Annotated in this window: 23 protein-coding genes and 1 pseudogene; 17 read left to right on the top strand and 7 right to left on the bottom strand. The window is 65.0% G+C overall.

All coding sequences use genetic code 11. The features are described 5' to 3' along the window. Nucleotides 1–7: 7 nt before the first annotated feature. The 7 genes and pseudogenes from A5636_RS04330 to A5636_RS04360 all read left to right on the top strand — a co-directional run bounded on the left by A5636_RS04330 (nucleotide 8) and on the right by A5636_RS04360 (nucleotide 5,744). On the top strand, nucleotides 8–448 hold the full coding sequence (locus tag A5636_RS04330) for a DUF4189 domain-containing protein (RefSeq protein ID WP_065157455.1): 441 nt from the start codon (nucleotides 8–10) through the stop codon (nucleotides 446–448). Between the two features lie 232 nt (nucleotides 449–680). Further along, nucleotides 681–1,061: a carboxymuconolactone decarboxylase family protein gene (locus A5636_RS04335; RefSeq protein ID WP_065157456.1), complete on the top strand. Its 381-nt coding sequence runs from the start codon at nucleotides 681–683 to the stop codon at nucleotides 1,059–1,061. A gap of 7 nt (nucleotides 1,062–1,068) precedes the next feature. Further along, nucleotides 1,069–1,977 (top strand): annotated as a pseudogene (locus A5636_RS04340) (NAD(P)-dependent oxidoreductase); the annotation flags it as partial. Between the two features lie 232 nt (nucleotides 1,978–2,209). Then, the gene (locus A5636_RS04345) at nucleotides 2,210–3,292 is read left to right on the top strand and encodes an amidohydrolase family protein (protein ID WP_065157551.1); all 1,083 of its coding nucleotides are present in this window, start codon (nucleotides 2,210–2,212) and stop codon (nucleotides 3,290–3,292) included. 16 nt (nucleotides 3,293–3,308) lie between these two features. Next, entirely contained in the window at nucleotides 3,309–4,454 is a 1,146-nt protein-coding gene (locus A5636_RS04350; protein WP_065157458.1) for an amidohydrolase family protein, read from the top strand. Nucleotide 4,455: 1 nt separating this feature from the next. Continuing rightward, on the top strand, nucleotides 4,456–4,860 hold the full coding sequence (locus A5636_RS04355; protein ID WP_065157459.1) for a Rieske (2Fe-2S) protein: 405 nt from the start codon (nucleotides 4,456–4,458) through the stop codon (nucleotides 4,858–4,860). Nucleotides 4,861–4,877: 17 nt separating this feature from the next. Beyond that, nucleotides 4,878–5,744, top strand: a complete 867-nt coding sequence (locus A5636_RS04360; protein ID WP_065157552.1) for an alpha/beta fold hydrolase — start codon at nucleotides 4,878–4,880, stop codon at nucleotides 5,742–5,744. Between the two features lie 17 nt (nucleotides 5,745–5,761). Here A5636_RS04360 and A5636_RS04365 read toward each other — a convergent pair whose 3' ends face one another. Next, complete coding sequence (locus tag A5636_RS04365) at nucleotides 5,762–6,247, bottom strand: hypothetical protein (RefSeq protein WP_065157460.1); 486 nt, start codon at nucleotides 6,245–6,247, stop codon at nucleotides 5,762–5,764. A gap of 33 nt (nucleotides 6,248–6,280) precedes the next feature. On the opposite strand from A5636_RS04365, the gene A5636_RS04370 reads away from it, so the two are divergent. The 4 genes from A5636_RS04370 to A5636_RS04385 are packed head-to-tail and all read left to right on the top strand — an operon-like array spanning nucleotide 6,281 to nucleotide 9,609. Beyond that, a complete protein-coding gene (locus tag A5636_RS04370) occupies nucleotides 6,281–7,570 on the top strand; it encodes an NADH-ubiquinone oxidoreductase-F iron-sulfur binding region domain-containing protein (protein ID WP_065157461.1) in 1,290 nt (429 codons plus the stop codon). A gap of 7 nt (nucleotides 7,571–7,577) precedes the next feature. Then, nucleotides 7,578–7,874: a ferredoxin gene (locus A5636_RS04375; protein ID WP_065157553.1), complete on the top strand. Its 297-nt coding sequence runs from the start codon at nucleotides 7,578–7,580 to the stop codon at nucleotides 7,872–7,874. Continuing rightward, nucleotides 7,871–8,656, top strand: coding sequence for an SDR family NAD(P)-dependent oxidoreductase (locus A5636_RS04380; RefSeq protein WP_065157554.1), 786 nt, complete (start codon nucleotides 7,871–7,873; stop codon nucleotides 8,654–8,656). The genes A5636_RS04375 and A5636_RS04380 overlap by 4 nt, the downstream gene beginning before the upstream one ends. Further along, nucleotides 8,644–9,609 (top strand): phosphotransferase family protein, encoded by a 966-nt coding sequence (locus A5636_RS04385; protein ID WP_065157462.1) that lies wholly within the window; start codon nucleotides 8,644–8,646, stop codon nucleotides 9,607–9,609. Before A5636_RS04380 ends, A5636_RS04385 begins: the two co-directional genes overlap by 13 nt. Here the strand turns inward: A5636_RS04385 and A5636_RS04390 are convergent. Further along, nucleotides 9,606–10,904 (bottom strand): acyl-CoA dehydrogenase family protein, encoded by a 1,299-nt coding sequence (locus A5636_RS04390; RefSeq protein WP_065157463.1) that lies wholly within the window; start codon nucleotides 10,902–10,904, stop codon nucleotides 9,606–9,608. The genes A5636_RS04385 and A5636_RS04390 overlap by 4 nt on opposite strands. Nucleotides 10,905–10,995: 91 nt before the next feature. Then, a complete protein-coding gene (locus A5636_RS04395) occupies nucleotides 10,996–11,781 on the bottom strand; it encodes an enoyl-CoA hydratase/isomerase family protein (RefSeq protein ID WP_065157464.1) in 786 nt (261 codons plus the stop codon). 69 nt (nucleotides 11,782–11,850) lie between these two features. On the opposite strand from A5636_RS04395, the gene A5636_RS04400 reads away from it, so the two are divergent. The 6 genes from A5636_RS04400 (at nucleotide 11,851) to A5636_RS04420 (ending at nucleotide 16,889) form a co-directional block, all read left to right on the top strand. Next, nucleotides 11,851–13,545 carry a thiolase C-terminal domain-containing protein gene (locus A5636_RS04400; RefSeq protein WP_172827151.1) on the top strand — a complete coding sequence of 565 codons (1,695 nt, stop codon included), beginning with the start codon at nucleotides 11,851–11,853 and terminating at the stop codon, nucleotides 13,543–13,545. Then, entirely contained in the window at nucleotides 13,542–13,670 is a 129-nt protein-coding gene (locus tag A5636_RS27535; protein WP_301336678.1) for a hypothetical protein, read from the top strand. The genes A5636_RS04400 and A5636_RS27535 overlap by 4 nt, the downstream gene beginning before the upstream one ends. Then, complete coding sequence (locus A5636_RS04405; RefSeq protein WP_065157466.1) at nucleotides 13,667–14,560, top strand: alpha/beta hydrolase; 894 nt, start codon at nucleotides 13,667–13,669, stop codon at nucleotides 14,558–14,560. Before A5636_RS27535 ends, A5636_RS04405 begins: the two co-directional genes overlap by 4 nt. Beyond that, nucleotides 14,560–15,372, top strand: coding sequence for an NAD(P)-dependent oxidoreductase (locus A5636_RS04410; protein WP_065157467.1), 813 nt, complete (start codon nucleotides 14,560–14,562; stop codon nucleotides 15,370–15,372). The genes A5636_RS04405 and A5636_RS04410 overlap by 1 nt, the downstream gene beginning before the upstream one ends. A gap of 108 nt (nucleotides 15,373–15,480) precedes the next feature. Then, the gene (locus A5636_RS04415) at nucleotides 15,481–16,689 is read left to right on the top strand and encodes a cytochrome P450 (RefSeq protein WP_065157468.1); all 1,209 of its coding nucleotides are present in this window, start codon (nucleotides 15,481–15,483) and stop codon (nucleotides 16,687–16,689) included. A gap of 2 nt (nucleotides 16,690–16,691) precedes the next feature. Next, nucleotides 16,692–16,889: a ferredoxin gene (locus A5636_RS04420; RefSeq protein WP_065157469.1), complete on the top strand. Its 198-nt coding sequence runs from the start codon at nucleotides 16,692–16,694 to the stop codon at nucleotides 16,887–16,889. An 8-nt stretch (nucleotides 16,890–16,897) separates the two neighbouring features. On the opposite strand, the gene A5636_RS04425 is transcribed toward A5636_RS04420, so the two are convergent. From A5636_RS04425 to A5636_RS04440, 4 genes are all read right to left on the bottom strand, one after another. After that, a complete protein-coding gene (locus A5636_RS04425; protein WP_065157470.1) occupies nucleotides 16,898–17,203 on the bottom strand; it encodes a DUF1330 domain-containing protein in 306 nt (101 codons plus the stop codon). Nucleotides 17,204–17,228: 25 nt separating this feature from the next. Next, on the bottom strand, nucleotides 17,229–17,417 hold the full coding sequence (locus A5636_RS04430; RefSeq protein WP_065157471.1) for a ferredoxin: 189 nt from the start codon (nucleotides 17,415–17,417) through the stop codon (nucleotides 17,229–17,231). Beyond that, nucleotides 17,414–18,688 carry a cytochrome P450 gene (locus tag A5636_RS04435; RefSeq protein ID WP_065157472.1) on the bottom strand — a complete coding sequence of 425 codons (1,275 nt, stop codon included), beginning with the start codon at nucleotides 18,686–18,688 and terminating at the stop codon, nucleotides 17,414–17,416. Before A5636_RS04435 ends, A5636_RS04430 begins: the two co-directional genes overlap by 4 nt. Nucleotides 18,689–18,872: 184 nt before the next feature. Next, nucleotides 18,873–19,376: a hypothetical protein gene (locus tag A5636_RS04440; RefSeq protein ID WP_065157473.1), complete on the bottom strand. Its 504-nt coding sequence runs from the start codon at nucleotides 19,374–19,376 to the stop codon at nucleotides 18,873–18,875. Nucleotides 19,377–19,410: the final 34 nt, after the last annotated feature.

A 19,410-nucleotide genomic window follows, 5' to 3' on the forward strand; every position in this document is an offset into this window, starting at 1 on the left:
TCCCGCTATGACGACACGACAACGACGTCGCGTCGCGCTTACCTTGGCAAGTCTGTTAGCCGCCTGCGCAATGGCGTTCACGGTGGTTCATCCGGCGAGCGCCCGCACCCATCAGGCTCCGACGCCAGCGGCAGGAACCACTTTTCCGTCCGACGCGCCCACGAATCTGCCGCCGTTGCTCAAGCACTACGGCGCGTTCGCCTATAGCCCCGACGGGTCGTCGGGCGTGGCGCGGCGCCACAAGTCGAAGCTGGGAGCGCAGCAAGAAGCGCTGGAGCGCTGCGGGACGGACAGCTGCACGGTCGTCAGCACCTTCACCCACTGCGGGGCGGTCGCCCACGATGGCGCGAGTTACCACGGTGGCGTCGGCATGTCCCGCACCGCGGCCGAGGCACACGCCGTGTCCGAGCTGGGTGGCGGCTGGATCGTCACCTCGGTCTGCAACTAGCGACGCCAATCTCATTGCCCCACAGCGTGCGCCGTTTGCAGGCTCGACCCCGTTTGTCCGCCGCCACCCGCGTCCTGCGCCGACACTGACTCCACGCACACAACACACCGTCGAACGGGTACGTAGCGTCAACTCGGTGGAACTGACATCAATTCGTCGGCATCCAGCTCCCTGCGGACCCCATCACCGCCCTAAGCTGCTGGCTAGTGGTCAGTCGCGAAGGAGAACCGGATTGGACAGCGAGACGTACCAGCGAGGCAGACAAATCCGCTCCGAAGTGCTGGGCAAGGACTATGTCGACAAAGCCATCGCCGAAGCGGACGAATTCACCGGGCCATTGCAGGACCTCGTTACCGAGTACTGCTGGGGCGCGGTGTGGGGGCGCGACGGGCTGAGCCGTAAGACCCGCAGCATTTTGAATCTGGCAATGACGTCGGTGCTCAACCGGCCCCATGAATTGCGCACCCACCTCAAGGCGGCGCTGACCAACGGCGTCACGCGCGAGGAGATCCGCGAGATTTTCCTGCAGGTCGCGATCTACGCCGGCGTACCGGCCGCGGTCGACAGTTTCCGCACCGCGGGCGAAATCTTCGCCGAACTCGACAGAGACTAGACAGGGACTAGCTGTGCGGATCGGTTTCATCGGACTGGGACGCATGGGTTCGCCGATGGCCCGTCGGCTTGTCCAGGCGGGACATCAGGTCGTCGTGTTCGATACCTACCAACCCGCTGTAGAACGTGTGGTCGCGCTCGGGGCGCGTTCCGCATCTTCCCCGAAAGAGGTTGCCGACCGCGCCGACACGGTGCTGGCGAGTCTGCCGACGCCAGCCGTGTCGCTCGAGGTGGCGATGGGTCACACCGGGGTGATCGAAGGTTCGCAGGTCCAGCGATACATCGATCTGTCCACCGTGGGCGCGGCGACCGCGACGCAGATCCATGACCGACTGGCCGAACGCAATATCGCGGCTCTGGACAGCCCGGTCAGCGGCGGGGTCCGCGGCGCCGAACGAGGTGCCCTCGCGGTGATGGTGTCTGGCCCGCGCACCGAATTCGACATCGTCGAAACCGTGCTCGGGTCGCTGGGCAGGCCGCTCTTCGTGGGTGAGAAACCCGGCTCGGCACAGACCATGAAGCTCGCGAACAACATGCTGGCGGCCAACGTGCTGGTTGCCACGGCGGAAGTCGTCGTAATGGGCGTCAAGGCCGGCCTGGACTCGGCGGTGATGATCGAGGTCCTCAACGCTGGCTCGGGCGCCACGAGCGCCAGCCGGGACAAGTTTCCCCGGGCCATCCTGCCGCGCACCTTCGACTATGGATTCACTACGGAGCTGATGGTCAAGGACGTGCACCTGTACCTCGAGGAAGCCGGGGCGCTGGGCGTGCCGCACGAGATCGCCGACACCGTCGCGCGGCTCTGGGACGCTGCGGCCCGGCACCAGGGCTCCGACGCCGACTTCACAACGGTGATCCGACCCTTCGAAGATGCTGCCGGGGTGGTCGTGGAATCGACGGGAATCTCGGACGCCTGACGGACTCCGCGGCGATTCGTGCCCCGACTCCCGACAGGCGCGACAGTTACAAGAACCCCAGAGAATGTTATTATCCAGATTCAAGAACAACACTTGCATATAAACCTGAAAAGCGGCCATTACCAGTACAGATGACTAATCGAGATGCTTACCGGGAACCCATTGATGGACGGCCCGGCAGAATGTTAGGTTATCTATCATATGGCTCTGCCGCGGCCGGAAGGTGGCGCTCGTGATCGAACATTCAGACGGGGTGCGCACGCCGGTAATCGACGCAAGCGTGCACATCTTCTTCCCGTCCAACAAAGACCTGCGTAGCTTTCTCCGCGAGCCGTTCAAGAGTCGCGGGTTCCCCGACTACGAGATGGACTGGTACGGCGCGCCCGGCGGCGAGTACGCCCCGAACACCAAAGGCCCTGACCCTCGGTACCCCGGGTCCGATCCGGAATTCGTTGCGCACGAACTCTTTTCCAATCGCGGGGTCGACGTGGCGGTGCTGCATCCGATGGCGCGCGGCATCATGCCGGACCGGCACCTCGGCAGCGCATTGCATGCCGCCCACAACGAGATGATGGTGTCCCGTTGGCTGGAGTCAGACGACCGGTTCCGGGGCACCATCCGGGTGAACCCCGACGACATCACCGGCGCTCTGCGCGAGATCGAGAAGTGGCGCGGACATCCGCGGGTGGTACAGATCGGCGTCCCACTGCAGTCCCGTGAGCTCTACGGCAAACCGCAGTTCTGGCCGCTCTGGGAGGCGGCCGTCGATGCGAACCTGCCGGTCGCCGCGCACATCGAAGTCGGCTCGGGGATCGCCTACCCGCCGACACCGAACGGCAATACCCGCACCTACGAGCAGTACGTCAGCTTCATGGCGCTGAACTACGTGTATCACCTGATGAACATGATCGCCGAGGGCGTCTTCGAACGCTTCGACGGCTTGAAGTTCGTCTGGGGAGACGGCGCCGCGGACTTTCTGACGCCGTTCATCTGGCGGATGGACACCTTCGGGCGGCCCCACCTGGAACAGACACCCTGGGCGCCGCGCATTCCCAGTGACTACCTGCCTGGCCACGTGTATTTCGTGCAGGGCAGCCTCGACGGCCCCGGTGACGCCGAGTTCGCCGGCGAGTGGTTCAGCTTCACCGGCAAGGACGACATGGTGATGTTCGGATCCAGCTATCCGCACTGGCAGTGTGGTGACATCGCCAAGCTGCCCAGTGCACTGTCCGCCGAACAGCGCGAGAAGTTGTGCTGGCGAAACGCGGCTGAGCTGTACGGCATAGACATCGCCGTCGACTCAGGCGCACAGTAGAACAAGGGAGGTCGAAATGACACTGACCCACATACAGGAACGAGTCCCGCCCACCGAGCGCATCGCCGTGCGTTGTGTCGACTCGGATGTCCACCCGGTGCCCAAGCGCGGCGAGATCATCCAGTACATCCCGGAACCATGGCGCAGCAAGTACTTCCTCACCCGGACGGTGGGCGAGCAGATCTATTACGACGCTCCGGATTACGCGCACGCCTACGCGATGCGCGTGGACAGCTTCCCCCCGGACGGAGAGTTTCCCGGCAGCGACCCAGACATGGCGTTCCGGCAGCTGATCATGGAGGCCGGTTCAGATATCGCGATCCTGGAACCCGCCGCCTACCCGGCTCGAATCCCCGAAGCCCAGCACGCGATGTCGGTCGCCTTGAACGACTGGCAGGCCAACCATTGGCTGGACAGCCACAACAACTGGCATCAGCGGTGGCGCGGTTCGATCTGCGCCGCCATCGAAGACCCGGAAGCCACTGTGCAGGAGATCGAGCGCTGGGCCGGACATCCCTACATGGCGCAGATTCTGATCAAAGCCGAGCCGCGGCCGTCGTGGGGCCACCCCAAGTACGACCCGATCTGGGCGGCGGCCACCAAGCACGACATCGCCGTCAGCTGCCACCTGTCCCGCAGCCAGTTCGACGAACTGCCCATCCCGCCGGTGGGTTTCCCCAGCTATAACCACGACTTCATGGTGACCTATTCGCTGCTGGCGGCGAACCAGGTGATGAGCCTGGTTTTCGACGGTGTCTTCGACCGCTTCCCGAACTTGAAGATCGTGTTCGTCGAGCACGCGTTCACTTGGATACTTCCGCTGATGTGGCGCATGGATGCGATCTACGAAGCCCGCAAGTCCTGGGTGGAGATCAAGCGGAAGCCCTCAGAGTACGTCAAGGACCACATCAAGTTCACCACCCAGCCGCTGGACTATCCGGAGGACAAGACCGAGTTGCGCCGCGCCTTCGAGTGGATGGAGTGCGAGAAGATTCTGTTGTATTCCTCGGACTACCCGCACTGGACCTTTGACGACCCGCGATGGCTGGTCAAGCACTTGCCCAAAGCCGCGCGGGACGCGGTGATGTTCAAGAACGGCATCGCCACCTACCACCTGCCGGAGACCGTGCCGGTCCTCGAGGGCCAGACTCGGGTCCACTGAATTGGCAACGGAAGACCACGGGGCAGTCAAGCAGCCCCGCCTCGCTCAAGGCCGCGAACACGTCGTCGCCACCGTCGACGAAATCCCTCCGGGCACCCACAAACTGGTCCCGATCGGCCGACATGGTGTCGGCGTCTACAACGTCAACGGCACCTTCTACGCCATCGCGAATTATTGCCCCCACCAAGGCGGTCCGCTGTGCTCGGGGCGCGCCCGAGGATTCACTGTGGTCGACGAGAGCGCCGCCGGGGATGCCGTGATGGTCCGGGACCTGGAGTACATCTACTGCCCCTGGCACCAATGGGGTTTCGAGTTGGCGACCGGAACCACCGCGGTGAAGCCCGAGTGGAGCATCCGCACCTATCCGGTCCGGGTTATCGGTAACGACGTGTTGGTGATGGCATGAGCCGGCAGGAGAACTCCGTGTCCTCGATCGAGATCAACGGCGGCAACGTCGTCTACGAAATCCTGGGTGAGTCAGGCGATCTCATCGCGCTGACACCGGGCGGCCGGTTCAGCAAAGACATAGACGGCTTGCGTCCGCTGGCCGAAGCCCTGTCCGACGGCGGCTATCGGGTGCTGCTGTGGGACCGGCCCAATTGCGGTGCCTCCGATGTCCAGTTCTACGGGCAGAGCGAGTCGCACATGCGTGCCGAGACGCTGCACAAATTGGTCACCGGGCTAGGTTTCCAGCAATGCATCCTGGCCGGCGGCTCCGGTGGGGCAAGGGATTCCATGCTCACCACCATGCTCTATCCGGAAATGGTGACGAAGCTGGTGGTGTGGAACATCGTCGGCGGCATCTACGGCACCTTCGTGCTGGGCTCCTTCTACATCGTCCCGAGCATCCTCGCGGTTCGGGGCACCGGAATGGACGGGGTCATCAAGGTTTCGGAGTGGCGGGACCGCATTGCCGAGAACCCGGCCAACGAGCAGCGATTCCTCGATTTCGACAAGGACGACTTTCTCAAGGTGATGCTGCGCTGGCTCAACGCGTTCGTGTCCAAACCGGGCCAGACCATTCCGGGTGTCGAAGACGAGATGTTCGACCGCATCAAGGTTCCCACGTTGATCATCCGCGGCGGGGAGAACGACATGGATCACCCGAAACGAACCTCGCTGGAGGTCAACTGCCTGATCAAGGGATCGAAGCTGATCGACCCGCCGTGGCCCGAGGACGCCTGGGAGCGGGCATCCGAGGATCGCGCCGCGGGCCGGGTGTCGCACTTCAACATGTTCGACACCTGGGTGCAGGCAGCGCCGAAGATCCTGGAATTTCTGGGTTCGTGATGGGTCTCGTAACGCGGTCACCCCGTGCGGATGCGCACCTCGCAATTGAGCGACGCTTCGAGTGCGGTATGGATCCGGCTCTCCGGCACCCGGTCGAGGTCAGCCTCCCGCAGCGTGACGTAGACGATGTCATAGCCGTCGTCCCCGGGCTCCCGGACAATCTCGCCGGTGAGCCCGAACGCAGACAACACACCCTGCGCGTCGTCGTCCGTTCCCCTGCTCACGAAGGTCACCACGCCGACCGCCGGAGCGGTATTGAAAGCCTTGGCGCACAACTCGATCGACTTCTCTTTCGCGGATTCGACGGCAAATCCGACGCCGCCGCCGGCGATGAGCAGCTCGACGACGCGGCGACCGGGCGGGCGATTCTCGAGTTCGATGTCCACCACGCCGACGTCCGAGGCGCCGGTCAGATCCAGGAGTGCGGCCATGCCGTCGCGTAGTTGGTCTGGAGTGAGCTGGCCGGTCGGGTCCACATCAACCCGCACCACCGCCGTCCGCATGCCGGCAAGCCTATCCCCACGGCGGGTCTTGCCATGAAGACGGAGGCCGCATTCCGCACGGCGGTCTGGCCGGGGTGTGACGCGCGATTGTTGAACCAGGACGGTGATCGCGAGGACGGTGAACTGTATCGCGAGCGCGGCGGGTATCTGCCGCTGGTCGATCCCGATGAATTGCTGGGCGAGGTCGAAGCCGGCGGGCTGGTTGGTCGCGGCGGTGCCGCGTTTCCGCTGGGGATGAAGCTGCGCGCAGTACGCGACAACGGCCGGACGGCGGGCGGCGCGGTCGTCATCGCGAACGGTGAAGAGGGAGAACCGGCTTCGGTGAAGGACCGCTGGTTGCTGCGGCACCGCCCACACCTGGTCCTGGACGGATTACGGCTGGCCGCCAGAGTCGTGTCTGCCCGGCGCGCGTACGTCTATGTGTCCGACCCGGACTCGGCGCGCAGCGTCGAGGCCGCGCTAGCCGAAGCTGCACCGGACGATCTCAGTGTCGAGGTCTTCAGTGTCGAACCCGGATACGTGGCCGGTGAGGAGACCGCCGCGGTTCAGGCGATCAACGGCGGGCCGGCTAAACCGACCGACAAACCGCCACGGCCGTTCGAAGTGGGCGTGGGTGAGTTCCCCACGCTGATAAGCAATGTCGAAACCCTCGCGAACCTGCCGTACCTGCAGCGTCACGGCGCCCGGACATACCGGGCCCAGGGAACCGTGATGTCGCCGGGCACGTTCCTGGCCACCATCACCGGAGCCAACCGTCCGCCGGTGCTGTATGAATTGCCCCATGGGCTGCCCTTCACCGAAATGCTTGCCCTGCATGGAGTTTCCTCCGAGCAACTGCGAGGTGTCCTGATCGGCGGGTACTTCGCCGGCCTGCTGAACCGCAGCGTGCTGGATACCCGACTGGACCACGAGACGATGCGCGGCATCGGCAGCGGATTGGGTTGCGGTGCAATATCGTTGATCACCGATGAGTGCCCGGTCGCGGTCGCGGCGTCGGTACTGGCCTATTTCGACCGGGAGAACGCCGGCCAATGCGGATCCTGCTTCAACGGCACCGCGGCGATGGCCGCGGCCGCCGGGGCGCTGCGGGACTGTGTCGCGTCGCAGGAGGATGTCGACCGGCTGCGCCGTTGGTCGGTGGTGTTACGCGGGCGGGGGGCCTGCGGGACGCTGGACGCCGCCACGAATATCGCGGCGACCCTCCTCGACCAGTTCCCCGCGGAAGTCGCCCACCATCTCGACGGCGCCTGCGCGGACTGCGGCCACGGCGCATTTCATGCCGAGCGCCCTTACGAAGCCCTGGAATTGGCGAGGAGGCCGTGAGGTGACCATGAGGATCCGTCTGGACCGCACCATTTGCGACGGCTTCGGATTGTGCGCAAAGCATGCGCCGGGATATTTCTCGCTGGACGACTGGGGCTATGCGTCTCTGATCGGCGACGGCAACGTGCCCGACGAAGACCACGACCCGGTGATGCGGGCCCTGCTGGACTGCCCGGTGCACGCCATCGCCGAAGTCGGTGAACGCAAGCCGAGTGTCCCGCACCCGCAGCTGCACGACGACGAAGACCCCGCCGAGCACCTCAAGACGGAATCGAACGAAGCGCAGTGGGGCTTCACGCGTTGAGCGGGAGGTGTGCCGGCTTGACCGCTCTGGTCACCGGCAGCAGCCGGGGCCTCGGCAGGGCTATAGCCCAGCGGTTGGCCGGTGAGGGAGCCACCGTTGCGCTCACCGCTCGGACCCTGGAACCCGACCCGAAATACCGAGGCTCGCTGCGGGAAACGCTTGCCGAGATCACCGACGGTGGGGGTTCGGCTATCGCGGTCCAGGCCGACCTGTCCAAGACCGAGGACCGGGAACGACTCTTCGCTGAAGTCGTCGAAAGTATCGGCGCGCCAGACATTTTGGTCAACAACGCGGCGGTCACCTTCCTGCGGCCCCTGGACGAGTTTCCGGAGCGGCGGGCGCGCTTGATGATCGAGATGCATGTGCTGGCGCCGTTGCACCTGACACAGTTGGCCATTCCCGCGATGCGGGAACGGGGCCGTGGCTGGGTGCTGAATGTGACCTCGGTCGGCGGGGATCTCCCCGGCGGTCCGCCGTTCGACGACTTCGACAGGAGCGCAGGTTTCGGGATCTACGGCACCGTCAAGGCCGCGCTGAACCGGCTGACCAAAAGCCTTGCCGCAGAACTGTATGACGACGGCATCGCCGTCAACGCCGCAGCCCCGTCCAACCCGGTTGCGACCCCGGGCGCGGGCAGTCTCGATCTGGCCAAGACCGACACCGAAGACATTGAGTTGATCACTCAGACCGCGCTCGAGTTGTGCACCGGTGACCCGAAATCCCTGACCGGCCGCATCGCCCACACCCAACCGTTCCTTCGTGAGATCGGATGGTTGAGCTGAACGATCCCCTCGACCGGTTGCCTGGCCGTTTGAGCCGCATTGAGGGACTGCGTCCACTCACCGGTGGAGCTTCCAGCCTGACCTACACCGGACAGCTGGACGGCAGGCAGGTGGTGGTGAAGGTAGCCCCCGCCGGCATCGCACCGACGGGGCATCGCGACGTATTGCGCCAGAGCCGCATCATCAGGGCGCTGGCCGGCACGCCGGTGCCGGTCCCGGTAGTGCTGTGGGAGGATGCCGGCAATCCGCCCGAAGAGCCCCCGCTGTTCGTGATGTCCTGGGTCGAGGGGACTTCGCTCGAGCCACTGTTCGACCTCGACGGTGTGGACGAAAAAGCTATTGTGGCCGAACGCTTTCGGAATGCAGCCAAAACAATGGCACTGCTGCACCGGGTCCACCCGTCGACCGTCGGCCTGGCAACTGAGCCGGTCATCACCGCCGGGGCCGAGGTGCAGCGCTGGGTGCGCGCACTGGAAACGGTCGATCCCAGGTTGGCTCCCGGCTGGCCCGAGGTCGGCGCGGCGCTGACAGCGTCGGTGCCGGCACAGCTGGGTCCCGCCGTGGTGCACGGTGACTTCCGGCTGGGCAATCTACTCGCCGTTGAGGAACACATCACCGGCGTGATCGACTGGGAGATCTGGTCGGTGGGCGATCCGCGGGTCGACGCCGGATGGTTCTTGATCAATTGCGACCCGCACACCTATGAACGCGCGACCCCATATCTGGGTAGCACTCCCCCACCCGAGGAGTTGGCCGCAATCTACCAAGCCGCGGTCGGAATTCCGGTGCCCGATCTCGACTGGTTCCAGGCGCTGGCCTGTTTCAAATCAGTGGCGACCTGGTCACTGATCGTCAAGCACAACCGTCGGCGCTCAGCACCTGACGCCGATCTGGAGGCGATGTCGAAGACGCTGCCGCGCTTGCTCTCCCGTGCCCGGGAGCTGCTCTCCTAGGATCGTGCGATACCCGCGAGCTGCTTGGCGAACTTCTGTTCCGCGGCATCCCGCAACCGAAGCAGGTGCTCGGAGGGAAACAGGTCGGCGGCCGGCTTGTACTTCTTCAGCAACAACCGCGCCAGCACCGTCTTGTGCACCTCGGTGGGTCCATCCGCCAGCCCGAGCACAAACGATTCGACCAGGTGCTGCACAAACGGCATCTCGTGGGTAGTGCCCAACGAGCCGTGCAATTGCAGCGCACGCGCCGACACGTCATGCAGAACCTTCTGCATCATCGCCTTCACCGCCGAGATATCGGCTCGCACCGCCTGGTAGTCGTTGTGCTGGTCGATCTTCCACGCCGTCTGCAAGGTCAGCAGGCGGAACGCTTCGATCTCCATCCAGGAATCCGCGATCATCTCCTGGACGAGTTGCTTGTCGCCGAGCATCTGGCCCTGGGTGTGCCGGGAAACCGCTCGCTCACAGAGCATGTCGAAGATGCGGCGCACCAGGCCGACGGTACGCATAGCGTGATGGATGCGGCCACCGCCGAGCCGGGTCTGAGCCACCACGAAAGCGCCGCCGCGCGGACCGAGCATGTGATCGGCCGGCACGCGGACGTTTTCGTACCGCACATACCCTTCGCGGCCGCCGCCACCTAACGGCTGGTAACCCAGCCCCACGTCGCGCAGGACGTTGATGCCCGGTGTGCCGCCGGGTACCACGAACATCGAATGCCGTTCGTAGGGCGGTGCCTCCGGGTCGGTCACGGCCATCACGATCAAGAACGACGCCATCGAGGCGAAGGAGGAAAACCACTTCTCCCCGTTGATGATCCAGCTGTCGCCGTCCTGCACCGCCGCCGTCGTGAACACCTTCGGGTCGGCACCGCCCTGCGGCTCGGTCATCGAGAAGCACGACACGATCCGGTTGTCCAGCAGTGGCTCGAGGTAACGCTCCTTCAGCTCAGGTGTGCCGTACTGTGCCAGGATCTCGCTGTTGCCGGAATCCGGTGCCTGGGAACCGAACACAATCGGGGCGCATTCCGAGCGACCGAGGATCTCGTTGAGCAGTGCCAGTTTCAGCTGCCCGTAGCCGGGGCCGCCCAGGTGCGGACCCAGGTGGGTGGCCCACAGGCCGCGCTCCTTGACGATCCGCTGCAGCGGCGGGATCAACGCCTGCCGTACCGGATCGTTCAGGTCATGGGATTCCTTGACGAGCAGATCAACCGGCTCGCACTCCGAACGCACAAAGTCGTCCACCCAAGCCAGTTGCGCCGCCCATTGCGGGTCAGTCGAGAAGTCCCATCCCACTTGTGCATCCTTTCTTTCTCGCTGACTCTGCGTTCAGGGCGCGATTTCAGCAATAACCGCGCCCTGAGCGCAGAGTCAACGCCCGGCAAGCTCACTGCGACCACTTGCGCCGTAGCGCGGCGGCCTCCTCGGTGGCGTGCGTGAGCACCTGGTTGCGGTTCTCCAGCTCGATCGCCGGTCCAAGCCCCGCGGCATCCGTATTGACCTGCAGCGCACGCTTTGTCATGCGCACACCGAGCGGCGCGAGATCGGCAATCTGCCCAGCCATCTCCACCGCATGGTCGAAAAGCCGCTCCGGTTCCACGATCTGGCTCACCAACCCGCGGCGGTCTGCCTCCGCGGCAGACACCGTGCGCCCGCTGAGCATCCAGTCTGCGGCAACACTGGTCCCGACAATCCGCGGTAAGTGATAACTCATTCCCATTTCCGCGCCCGAAAGACCCAACAGGATGGCCGCATTGCCGAATGTTGCTGCCGTGGAGCAGATTCTGATGTCGGCCGCCAGACACAACGCCAGCCCCGCACCCACGCAAGGACCGTTCACCGCCGCAATGACCGGTTGCGGCAGATTGCGGATCGCCTGCGGTATCGAGGCCATCGCCTCCTGGAACCGCAACCGGTCGATGGCAGGGTCGGTGGCCGACGGCACGTCGGCCCCGAAGTCGCGCACGTCAATGCCCGAACAGAAGCCGCGCCCCGCACCGGTGATCACGATGGCGTTCACCGACGCGTCGGAGTCGGCGTCGGCCAGGGCGGCGAAGGCGTGCATGAACTCGGCCAGCATCGCGTCGTTGATCGCGTTCAGCCGTTCGGGGCGGTTTAGCCGGATCACCACGACACCGGGACGCGGCGCCTCCTGAACCAACGTCTCCGTCACATCAACCCGCTCGCCGGTGTTCGCTTCGTCCTTGTCCGCAGATGATAACGTAATTCTCGGATTCGCATAATGTGCCTACCGCGTAGGCCGCCCGACTCCGGAGGTGACGTGTCGACAGCACCGGGACGACCACTGCCGCTGGTCACCGATGAAAACGAATTCTTCTGGACGTCTGGCGCCGACGGGACATTGCGGTTCCAGGAATGTCAGGCCTGTGCCTCGTTGATCCATCCGCCCGCACCGGTGTGCCGCTACTGCCGCAGCCGCGAGATCGGCGTGCGAGCCGTCTCGGGCAATGCGACGCTGGCCGGGTTCACCGTCAACCACCGCTTCAGCCTGCCGGGCATGCCCGCGCCCTATGTGGTGGCGCAGGTGGCGATCGTGGAAGACCCGCGAATTCGGCTGACCACCAACATCATCGAGTCCGATCCTGAGCAACTCGAGCTCGGTCAGACCGTAGAAGTGGTGTTCGAACACATCGAGGACGTGTGGCTGCCGCTGTTCCGGCCAATCGCTGACGCCGAACCAGCCGAATTGCCCGACGACGAGATCGCACCGGAACGCTTCGGTGAATTCGTCCGACCGATGCTGACGACGGAGAAATTCGAAGACAAGGTCGCGTTGACCGGCATCGGCATGTCCAGGATCGGTCGTCGGCTGATGGCGCCGCCGCTGTCCCTGACCGTCGAAGCCTGCGAGGCGGCGGTTGCCGATGCCGGCTTGACGCTCGACGACATCGACGGCCTGTCCACCTACCCGGGCGGGGGCAACCTGGGTGGATTCGGCGAAGGCGGGGTGACCGCGCTGGAAGCGGCACTCGGCATCCGGCCGACCTGGCACAACGGTGGCATCGAGACCTTCGGTCCGGGCGGCTCGGTGATCGCCGCCATGCTCGCCGTCGCCGGTGGATTGGCGCGGCACGTGCTGTGTTTCCGGACGCTGTGGGAAGCCACCTTCAACGAGCTGATGAAGCAGGGCAAGATCGTGCCGTCCGGAGGCCGGACCGCCAGTTGGCAATGGCCGTTCGGTGCCACGTCAGCCGCGCACACCCTGGCGATGAACGCGCAACGCCACTTTCACCGATACGGCACCACGAAAGAGACGCTGGGCTGGATCGCGCTGAACCAGCGTGCCAACGCCGAGCTCAACCCCACGGCGGTCTATCGCTCCCCGATGACGATGGACGATTATCTGCAGGCGCGACCCATCACCACACCGTTCGGCCTCTACGACTGCGACGTGCCGTGTGACGGCGCCGTCGCCGTCATCGTCTCGTCGGTCGACGCCGCCCGCGATCTGGCCAAGCCGCCCGTACTGGTGGAGGCGGTGGGCACCCAGATCGTCGAGCGCATCGACTGGGACCAGAGCACCCTGACCCACGAGCCGCAGGTGTTGGGCCAGGCCGCCCACCTTTGGACTCGAACGTCGCTCAAACCGTCCGACGTGGACGTGGCGGAGCTTTACGACGGGTTCACCATGAATTGCCTGTCGTGGATCGAGGCGCTGGGATTCTGCGGGATCGGGGAAGCGCGGGAATTCCTCGACGGGGGTAAGAACATTGCCCGTGACGGCTCGATACCGCTCAACACGCACGGCGGACAGCTCTCGCACGGCCGAACCCACGGCATGGGACTGCTCCATGAGGCGGTGACCCAGCTGCGCGGTGAGGCCGGCGCACGGCAGGTCGCCGACGCCCGGGTCGGTGTGGTCAGCAGCGGCGGGCTCACACCCAGTGGCGCAATTCTGTTGCGGACAGACACATGAGCCCCGCCGGCGACGATGCAGAGCGCAGCGATGCCGAGGAGCGGCGCATGAACCCCGCCGGCGACGATGCAGAGCGCAGCGATGCGGAGGAGCGCGTCTCGCTTGCGGGGGCGAGCGGCGCATGAGTCCCCGCCCGCGGGTGGTGATTGTTGACGGCGTACCCATGTCGGGAGTCGTTGCGGCAGCCGAGGATCCGAAGGCCGTCATCCTGGCCATTCACGGCGGCGGGACCTCGGCCGTCTACTTCGATTGCCCGGGGCACCCGGAGCTGTCGTTGCTGCGACTTGGTCCCACCCTCGGGTTCACCATCATCGCGCTCGACCGGCCGGGTCACGGCAGTTCTGCGGCGTACCCAGAGGCCGTGGTGACCCCCGAGCAGCGCGTCGACCTCGCCTACGGCGCAGTGAAACGCATGCTGGGTGAGCAACCACGCGGCGCGGGATTGTTCCTGCTCGGCCACTCGGGCGGCTGCGAACTCGCCACACGGATGGCATGTGCCGAACCTGACGACCGCAGCACTGCCCTACTAGGCCTGGAACTGGGTGGTACCGGCAGGCGCTACCACGACGCCGCGAAGGAAATCATGAAGGCCGCGGCCGTCAAGGAGCGTCCACCCGGTACGCGCGAGCTGCTGTGGGAACCGATGCGGTTGTATCCGCCGGACATCCTGCGCGGGATCACGAACTCCTCTACCTCGCCGGCATACGAGCGGGACGTGGCCCTGAACTGGCCACACCGCTACTTCCCCGAACTGGCACCCCAGGTGCGGGTGCCGGTGCGGTTCACCCTCGGCGAGTACGACCGGGTATATCGAGGCGACGAAGACAGCCTGGCCGAAATTGCCGAGATGTTCTCGCAAGCACCGCGTTTCGTCAGCAATACGCAGTCCGAGGCCGGGCACAACCTCAGCCTTGGTCTGTCCGCCGCCGAATACCACCACAAAGTGCTCGCGTTCGTCGCGGAATGCGTGGCGGCGCGTTCGGCGGGTGACGACGCCGGCCGCGAGGCGGGTTGATGCGCGTCGGTTTCATCGGATTGGGCAGCCAAGGCGGCCCCATGGCGCTGCGGATCATCGCGGCCGGCTTCCCGACGAAGCTGTGGGCGCGCCGGCCCGCCACGCTCGAACCGTTCGCCGACACCGCGGCCCGATCCGCCGCCGCGCCGGCCGAACTGGCCGCTCAGAGCGATCTGGTCTGCCTGTGCGTAACTGGTGACGCCGACGTCGGGGAAGTCATCCGCGCGGGCGGGATGATGTCGGCAATGCAACCCGGCGGAGTGATCGCGGTGCACAGCACCGTACACCCCGACACCTGTCGCCGACTTGCGGAAGAGGCTGACCGGTATCGCATTTCGATCATCGACGCACCGGTCAGCGGCGGCGGCCCCGCGGCGTCGGCGGGCCGTTTGCTGGTGATGGTGGGCGGTGAGGCCGACGTGGTGGAACGCTGCCGACCGGTCTTCGAGAGCTTCTCCGATGCGATCGTTCACCTGGGCGCCGTGGGGTCCGGTCAGACCACCAAGCTGCTCAACAACCTGTTGTTCACGGCGAACCTCGGCACCGCCGCCGCCACGCTGGCACTGGCCCGCGACCTCGGTGTCGATCCCGAACGGCTCGCCGCGGTGGTCTCGCGCAGCAGCGGGAACAGCTTCGCGCTCAACTCTATTGGCGGAGTCGGCGGTTTGGAACGGCTTGCCGGCCTGGCCGGGACGTTGCTGCAGAAGGACGTCCGATTGCTGGCCGACGTCGCCGAACAGGCATCGGCTTCCGGCGGCGCGGTGCTCGCTGCGGCCGATGCCGCGCTGACCCTGATGAACGTGGCCAGATGAACCCGTCTTTCCCTTTTCGCCGCGCCCAGAAAACGCTACCGTTAGCGTTACAGTCCGGCGTTCAGCTGTAATGATCTCAGCCAGCAGCTCATCCGCGAGGAGCGTTCAATGACCACCACGTCCAAGGTCGTCTTCGATCCGTTTTCCGAAGACTTCTTCAACGGCGCCTGGGACACCTACCGGCGGATGCAGCAGGAAGCGCCGGTCTATTACAGCGAGGAGTACGACTTCTATGCGCTGACCCGCCACGAAGACGTGGCCGCCGGGCTGAAGAACTTCGAGCAGTATTCGTCGGCCTTCGGCATCGACCTCTCGATGGTGCGGACCGGAAAGCCACCGGAGCAGAAGTCGATCATCTTCATGGACCCGCCGGACCACCGGCACATGCGCAGTCTGCTGAACAAGGTCTTCACGCCCCGCGCCATCCAGGCCCAGCGGGAGATGGTGGGCAAGAAGATCGACAAGTACCTCAGCAGAGTCGATCCCGACCGGTTCGACGTGGTGCAGGACTTCTCCGGCCCGTTCCCGGTTGAGGTGATCACCACGATGCTGGGTGTGCCGGAAGAGCATGCCCAGCGCGTACGCCACCTGATCGACGAGTCACTGCACCGCGAGCCCGGGCAGGTCGAGACCGGCGAGAAGGGCATGCAGGCCAACATCGAAACCGGCATGTTGTACTACGGGATCCTGCAGCAGCGTCGCGCCGAACCGCAGGACGACCTCTTCACCAAGCTGATCGAGGCAGAGATCGCGCGCGAGGACGGGCAGATGTCCAAACTCGACGACATCGAGATAGCTGGTTTCGCAACCTTATTGGGCGGTGCGGGCGCCGAGACGGTGACCAAGCTGATCGGCAATGCACCGGTGGTCTTCGCGCGGTTCCCCGGCGAGTGGCAGAAGCTGCTGGACGATCCCAGCAAGATTCCCGCGGCCGTGGAGGAGCTGCTGCGCTACGAGGCGCCGTCCCAGTATCAGGTCAGGTGCTCGACGAAAGATGTCGAGTTGCACGGCATCACGATTCCGGCCATGAAACCGGTGTTCCTGATCAACGGCGCGGCCAACCGGGATCCCGCCGTGTGGACCGACCCGGACACCTTCAACATCGACCGCAACCGTCACGAAGCGCTGAACCTCAGCTTCGGCTATGGGATTCACAGCTGCCTGGGCGCGGCACTGGCCCGCATGGAAAGTGCCATCGCACTAGAAAAGTTGCTGGAATTCATGCCACGCTACGAGGTGGACTGGGCGGGTTGCAACCGGGTTCAGATGCAAAACGTCGCAGGCTGGAAGAACGTACCGGTGAGAGTGATTCGGTAGGTATGGCGATGAGAATTGAAGTGGATTGGGATCTTTGCGAAAGCAACGGCGTCTGCATGGGCATTGCCCCGGACGTCTTCCTACTCGGTGACGACGACATGCTCACCGTCCTGCAACCCGAAGTCACTCCGGAGAACGAGGAACTGGTGCGCGACGCCGTGCGGCAGTGCCCGCGGCAAGCGATCTCAATCAGCGAATAGCCGCTGCATCAGCTTCCGGCGGGCGGCATTTCGAACCCGGCCAGGATGACCGCATTGCAGTCGGCTGCGGCCTGGCGCAGCTTGGCCGCCTTCTGGTAGCCCTCGGAGTCATACCATGCCTGGGCGGCATCCACCGATTCGAATTCCAACACCACCGTCTGATCGCCGTGCCAAGTGCCTTCGAGGACTTTGGGTGCGGTGTCCACGGACAGGATGTTCACACCGCCCATCGCCGCTCCCGCGGCCTGCCCGTAAGCCCGCATGCCCTCCGGGTCCTTGATGGCTTCTGTGAGAATTACATATCCCTTGGCCACTGAATCTCCTTGCCTGCGTAGCTGTTCAGTTTTCCTTGATCGCTTGCTCAGGGCAGCACGCGATGGCTTCCCGGGTGGCGGCTTCGAATTCGGTTGGCACGTCGGAACTGATCGCCTCGGCGTACCCGTCGTCGGTCAAGCTGAAGACCTCCGGGCACAGCGTCAAACACATGCCGTGACCGCGGCACGTTCCGTCGTCGACCCAGACCTTCATACCGGCGTGAACTCCAGATGCAACTCGGTCAATCCGCGCAGGATGTAGGTCGGAACATACTGGTAGCGGCGGTCATTGGCCGGTCCGTGCGCCTGCTCGTCGATTTTGATGTCGGATGTTCGATCGAGAAGTCGCTCAATTGCGACCCGGGTTTCGGCCCGGGCCAGCGGCGCGCCGGGGCAGCTGTGAATTCCCCGGCCGAACGACAGATGCTGCCGGGCGTTCTTGCGGGCCGGGTCGAAGGTCGCGGGGTCCTCGAAGCGGCGCGGATCGCGATTGGCGGCGGCTTGCAGAATCATCACAGTGGTACCGGTCGGCAGGTCCACTCCACCGACATTGGCGGGCACCCGGTTCAGCCGGAAGTCACCCTTGACCGGACTTTCGATGCGCAACGACTCCTCGATGAAATTGGGAATCAGACTGCGGTCCGCACGCAACTGCTGCTGAATGTCGGGACGCTCGGCGAGTGTTTGCAGCGCGGCGCCCAGCAGGCGCACCGTGGTCTCTTGGCCGGCCGAGAAGACGTTGCTGGCGACGCGGGCGACGTCTTCGACCTCAGGGGTGGAGCCGTCGGGGTAGGTGGCTGTCGCCAGACCGGTCAGCACGTCGTCGCGGGGTGCGCTGCGGCGGTCCCGGATGTAGTCGGAGAACAAGCCGTACAAGAATTTCAGCGGGCTGTGCGCCAGCGCTTCTTTGCCCGTGCCGCCGACTCCGCCACCCGCGTGCTCGCGGATGCCTTTGACGAACTTGTCCCGATCTTCCATCGGCACCCCCAGCAGGTCGGCGATGACCAGCAGTGTGAACGGCCCGGCGAACCCTTTAATCCAGTCGCCACGGCCCGGCGGCAGGAATCCGTCCAGCACTTCGTCGGCCAGCAGCCACATTGCGTCCTCGTTCTCCTTGAGGCGCTTGGGCGTGATCAGACGCATCAGCAGCGAGCGGTGATTGGTGTGGGTTGGCGGGTCCAGGGTGGGCAGTTGGTCGCTGAACGGCAGTTCGTCACGGTGCTGCTCGATCAGCCCGGTGATGTCGTCCCCTTCAAGGGGCACGGGGAAGCCGGGGAAGGGGCCGGTCACCGAGATGCAGGACGACCACGTCTGAGCGTCATTCAGCACGGCGCAGGCTTCTTCCCAGCCGGTCACCATGGCGACCCCGTAGTGGTTCTCGCGCGTGACCGGACATTGCTGCCGCAGTGCTTCGTAGTACGGGTAGGGGTCCTCGACGAGCTGCTTGTCCTTGAAGAAGTCCAGCTGGGTGATGTCGTCTGCCATCGGGTCGTCAACTCCGTTCGAATCTCACCTAGCGAGAATGCGCCTCTCACAGATGAGCATTACATTTCCATAGGTCGTGGTGAACCGCAACGACGGCGGCGGTGCGCCGAGTGTGAATACCGCGACGCGACACGCCGGTTTGGCGTGGTGGGATTCACACTCGACCGGTGCAACGACGGCGGCGTCAGGCGGGGAGCAGATCGGCGGCCACGGAGTGGCCCGCCAACAGTCCGCTGCGAAAGGATTCGACGGGGCTGATCGCACTGACCCTCGACGTGGCCGCGGCCAACGCCTTTGCCTTGAAGGTCTGCGCGGCCATGCTGAGCCGGTGCTGTACCCGGCCCACGCTGTCGTCCAGTTCGGCCGGCCAGGTCTTGCCCCACAGCGTGACCTCGGTGACGCCGTGATCGAGCGCCTGCAACACCCCGGTGCGCACCCGCGGGTCCGACCCGAGCAGGTCCGCCGCGGCCGCCAGCGCCTGCGGACGGGGACGCGTTCCGACCGACGTCAATGCGCTCTCGAGATCGAGCGTCTTGGCGCCGAGGATGTGCAGGGGCCGGTCGTCGGGGTGGTCGGTGAGCAACACGGTGACATCCCAACCGGCCATCGCTCGATCGAAAAGCCATCCGCCGGCGAACCTCACCACGTCGACGACGCTGGACGCGACGACATCCAGGCGGTACCTCATGTCGGGTTCTAGGGCGCCTTGGGTGTCTAGGGCG

This window comes from Mycobacterium asiaticum, from assembly GCF_001673315.1.
Taxonomy (GTDB): Bacteria; Actinomycetota; Actinomycetes; order Mycobacteriales; family Mycobacteriaceae; genus Mycobacterium; species Mycobacterium asiaticum_B.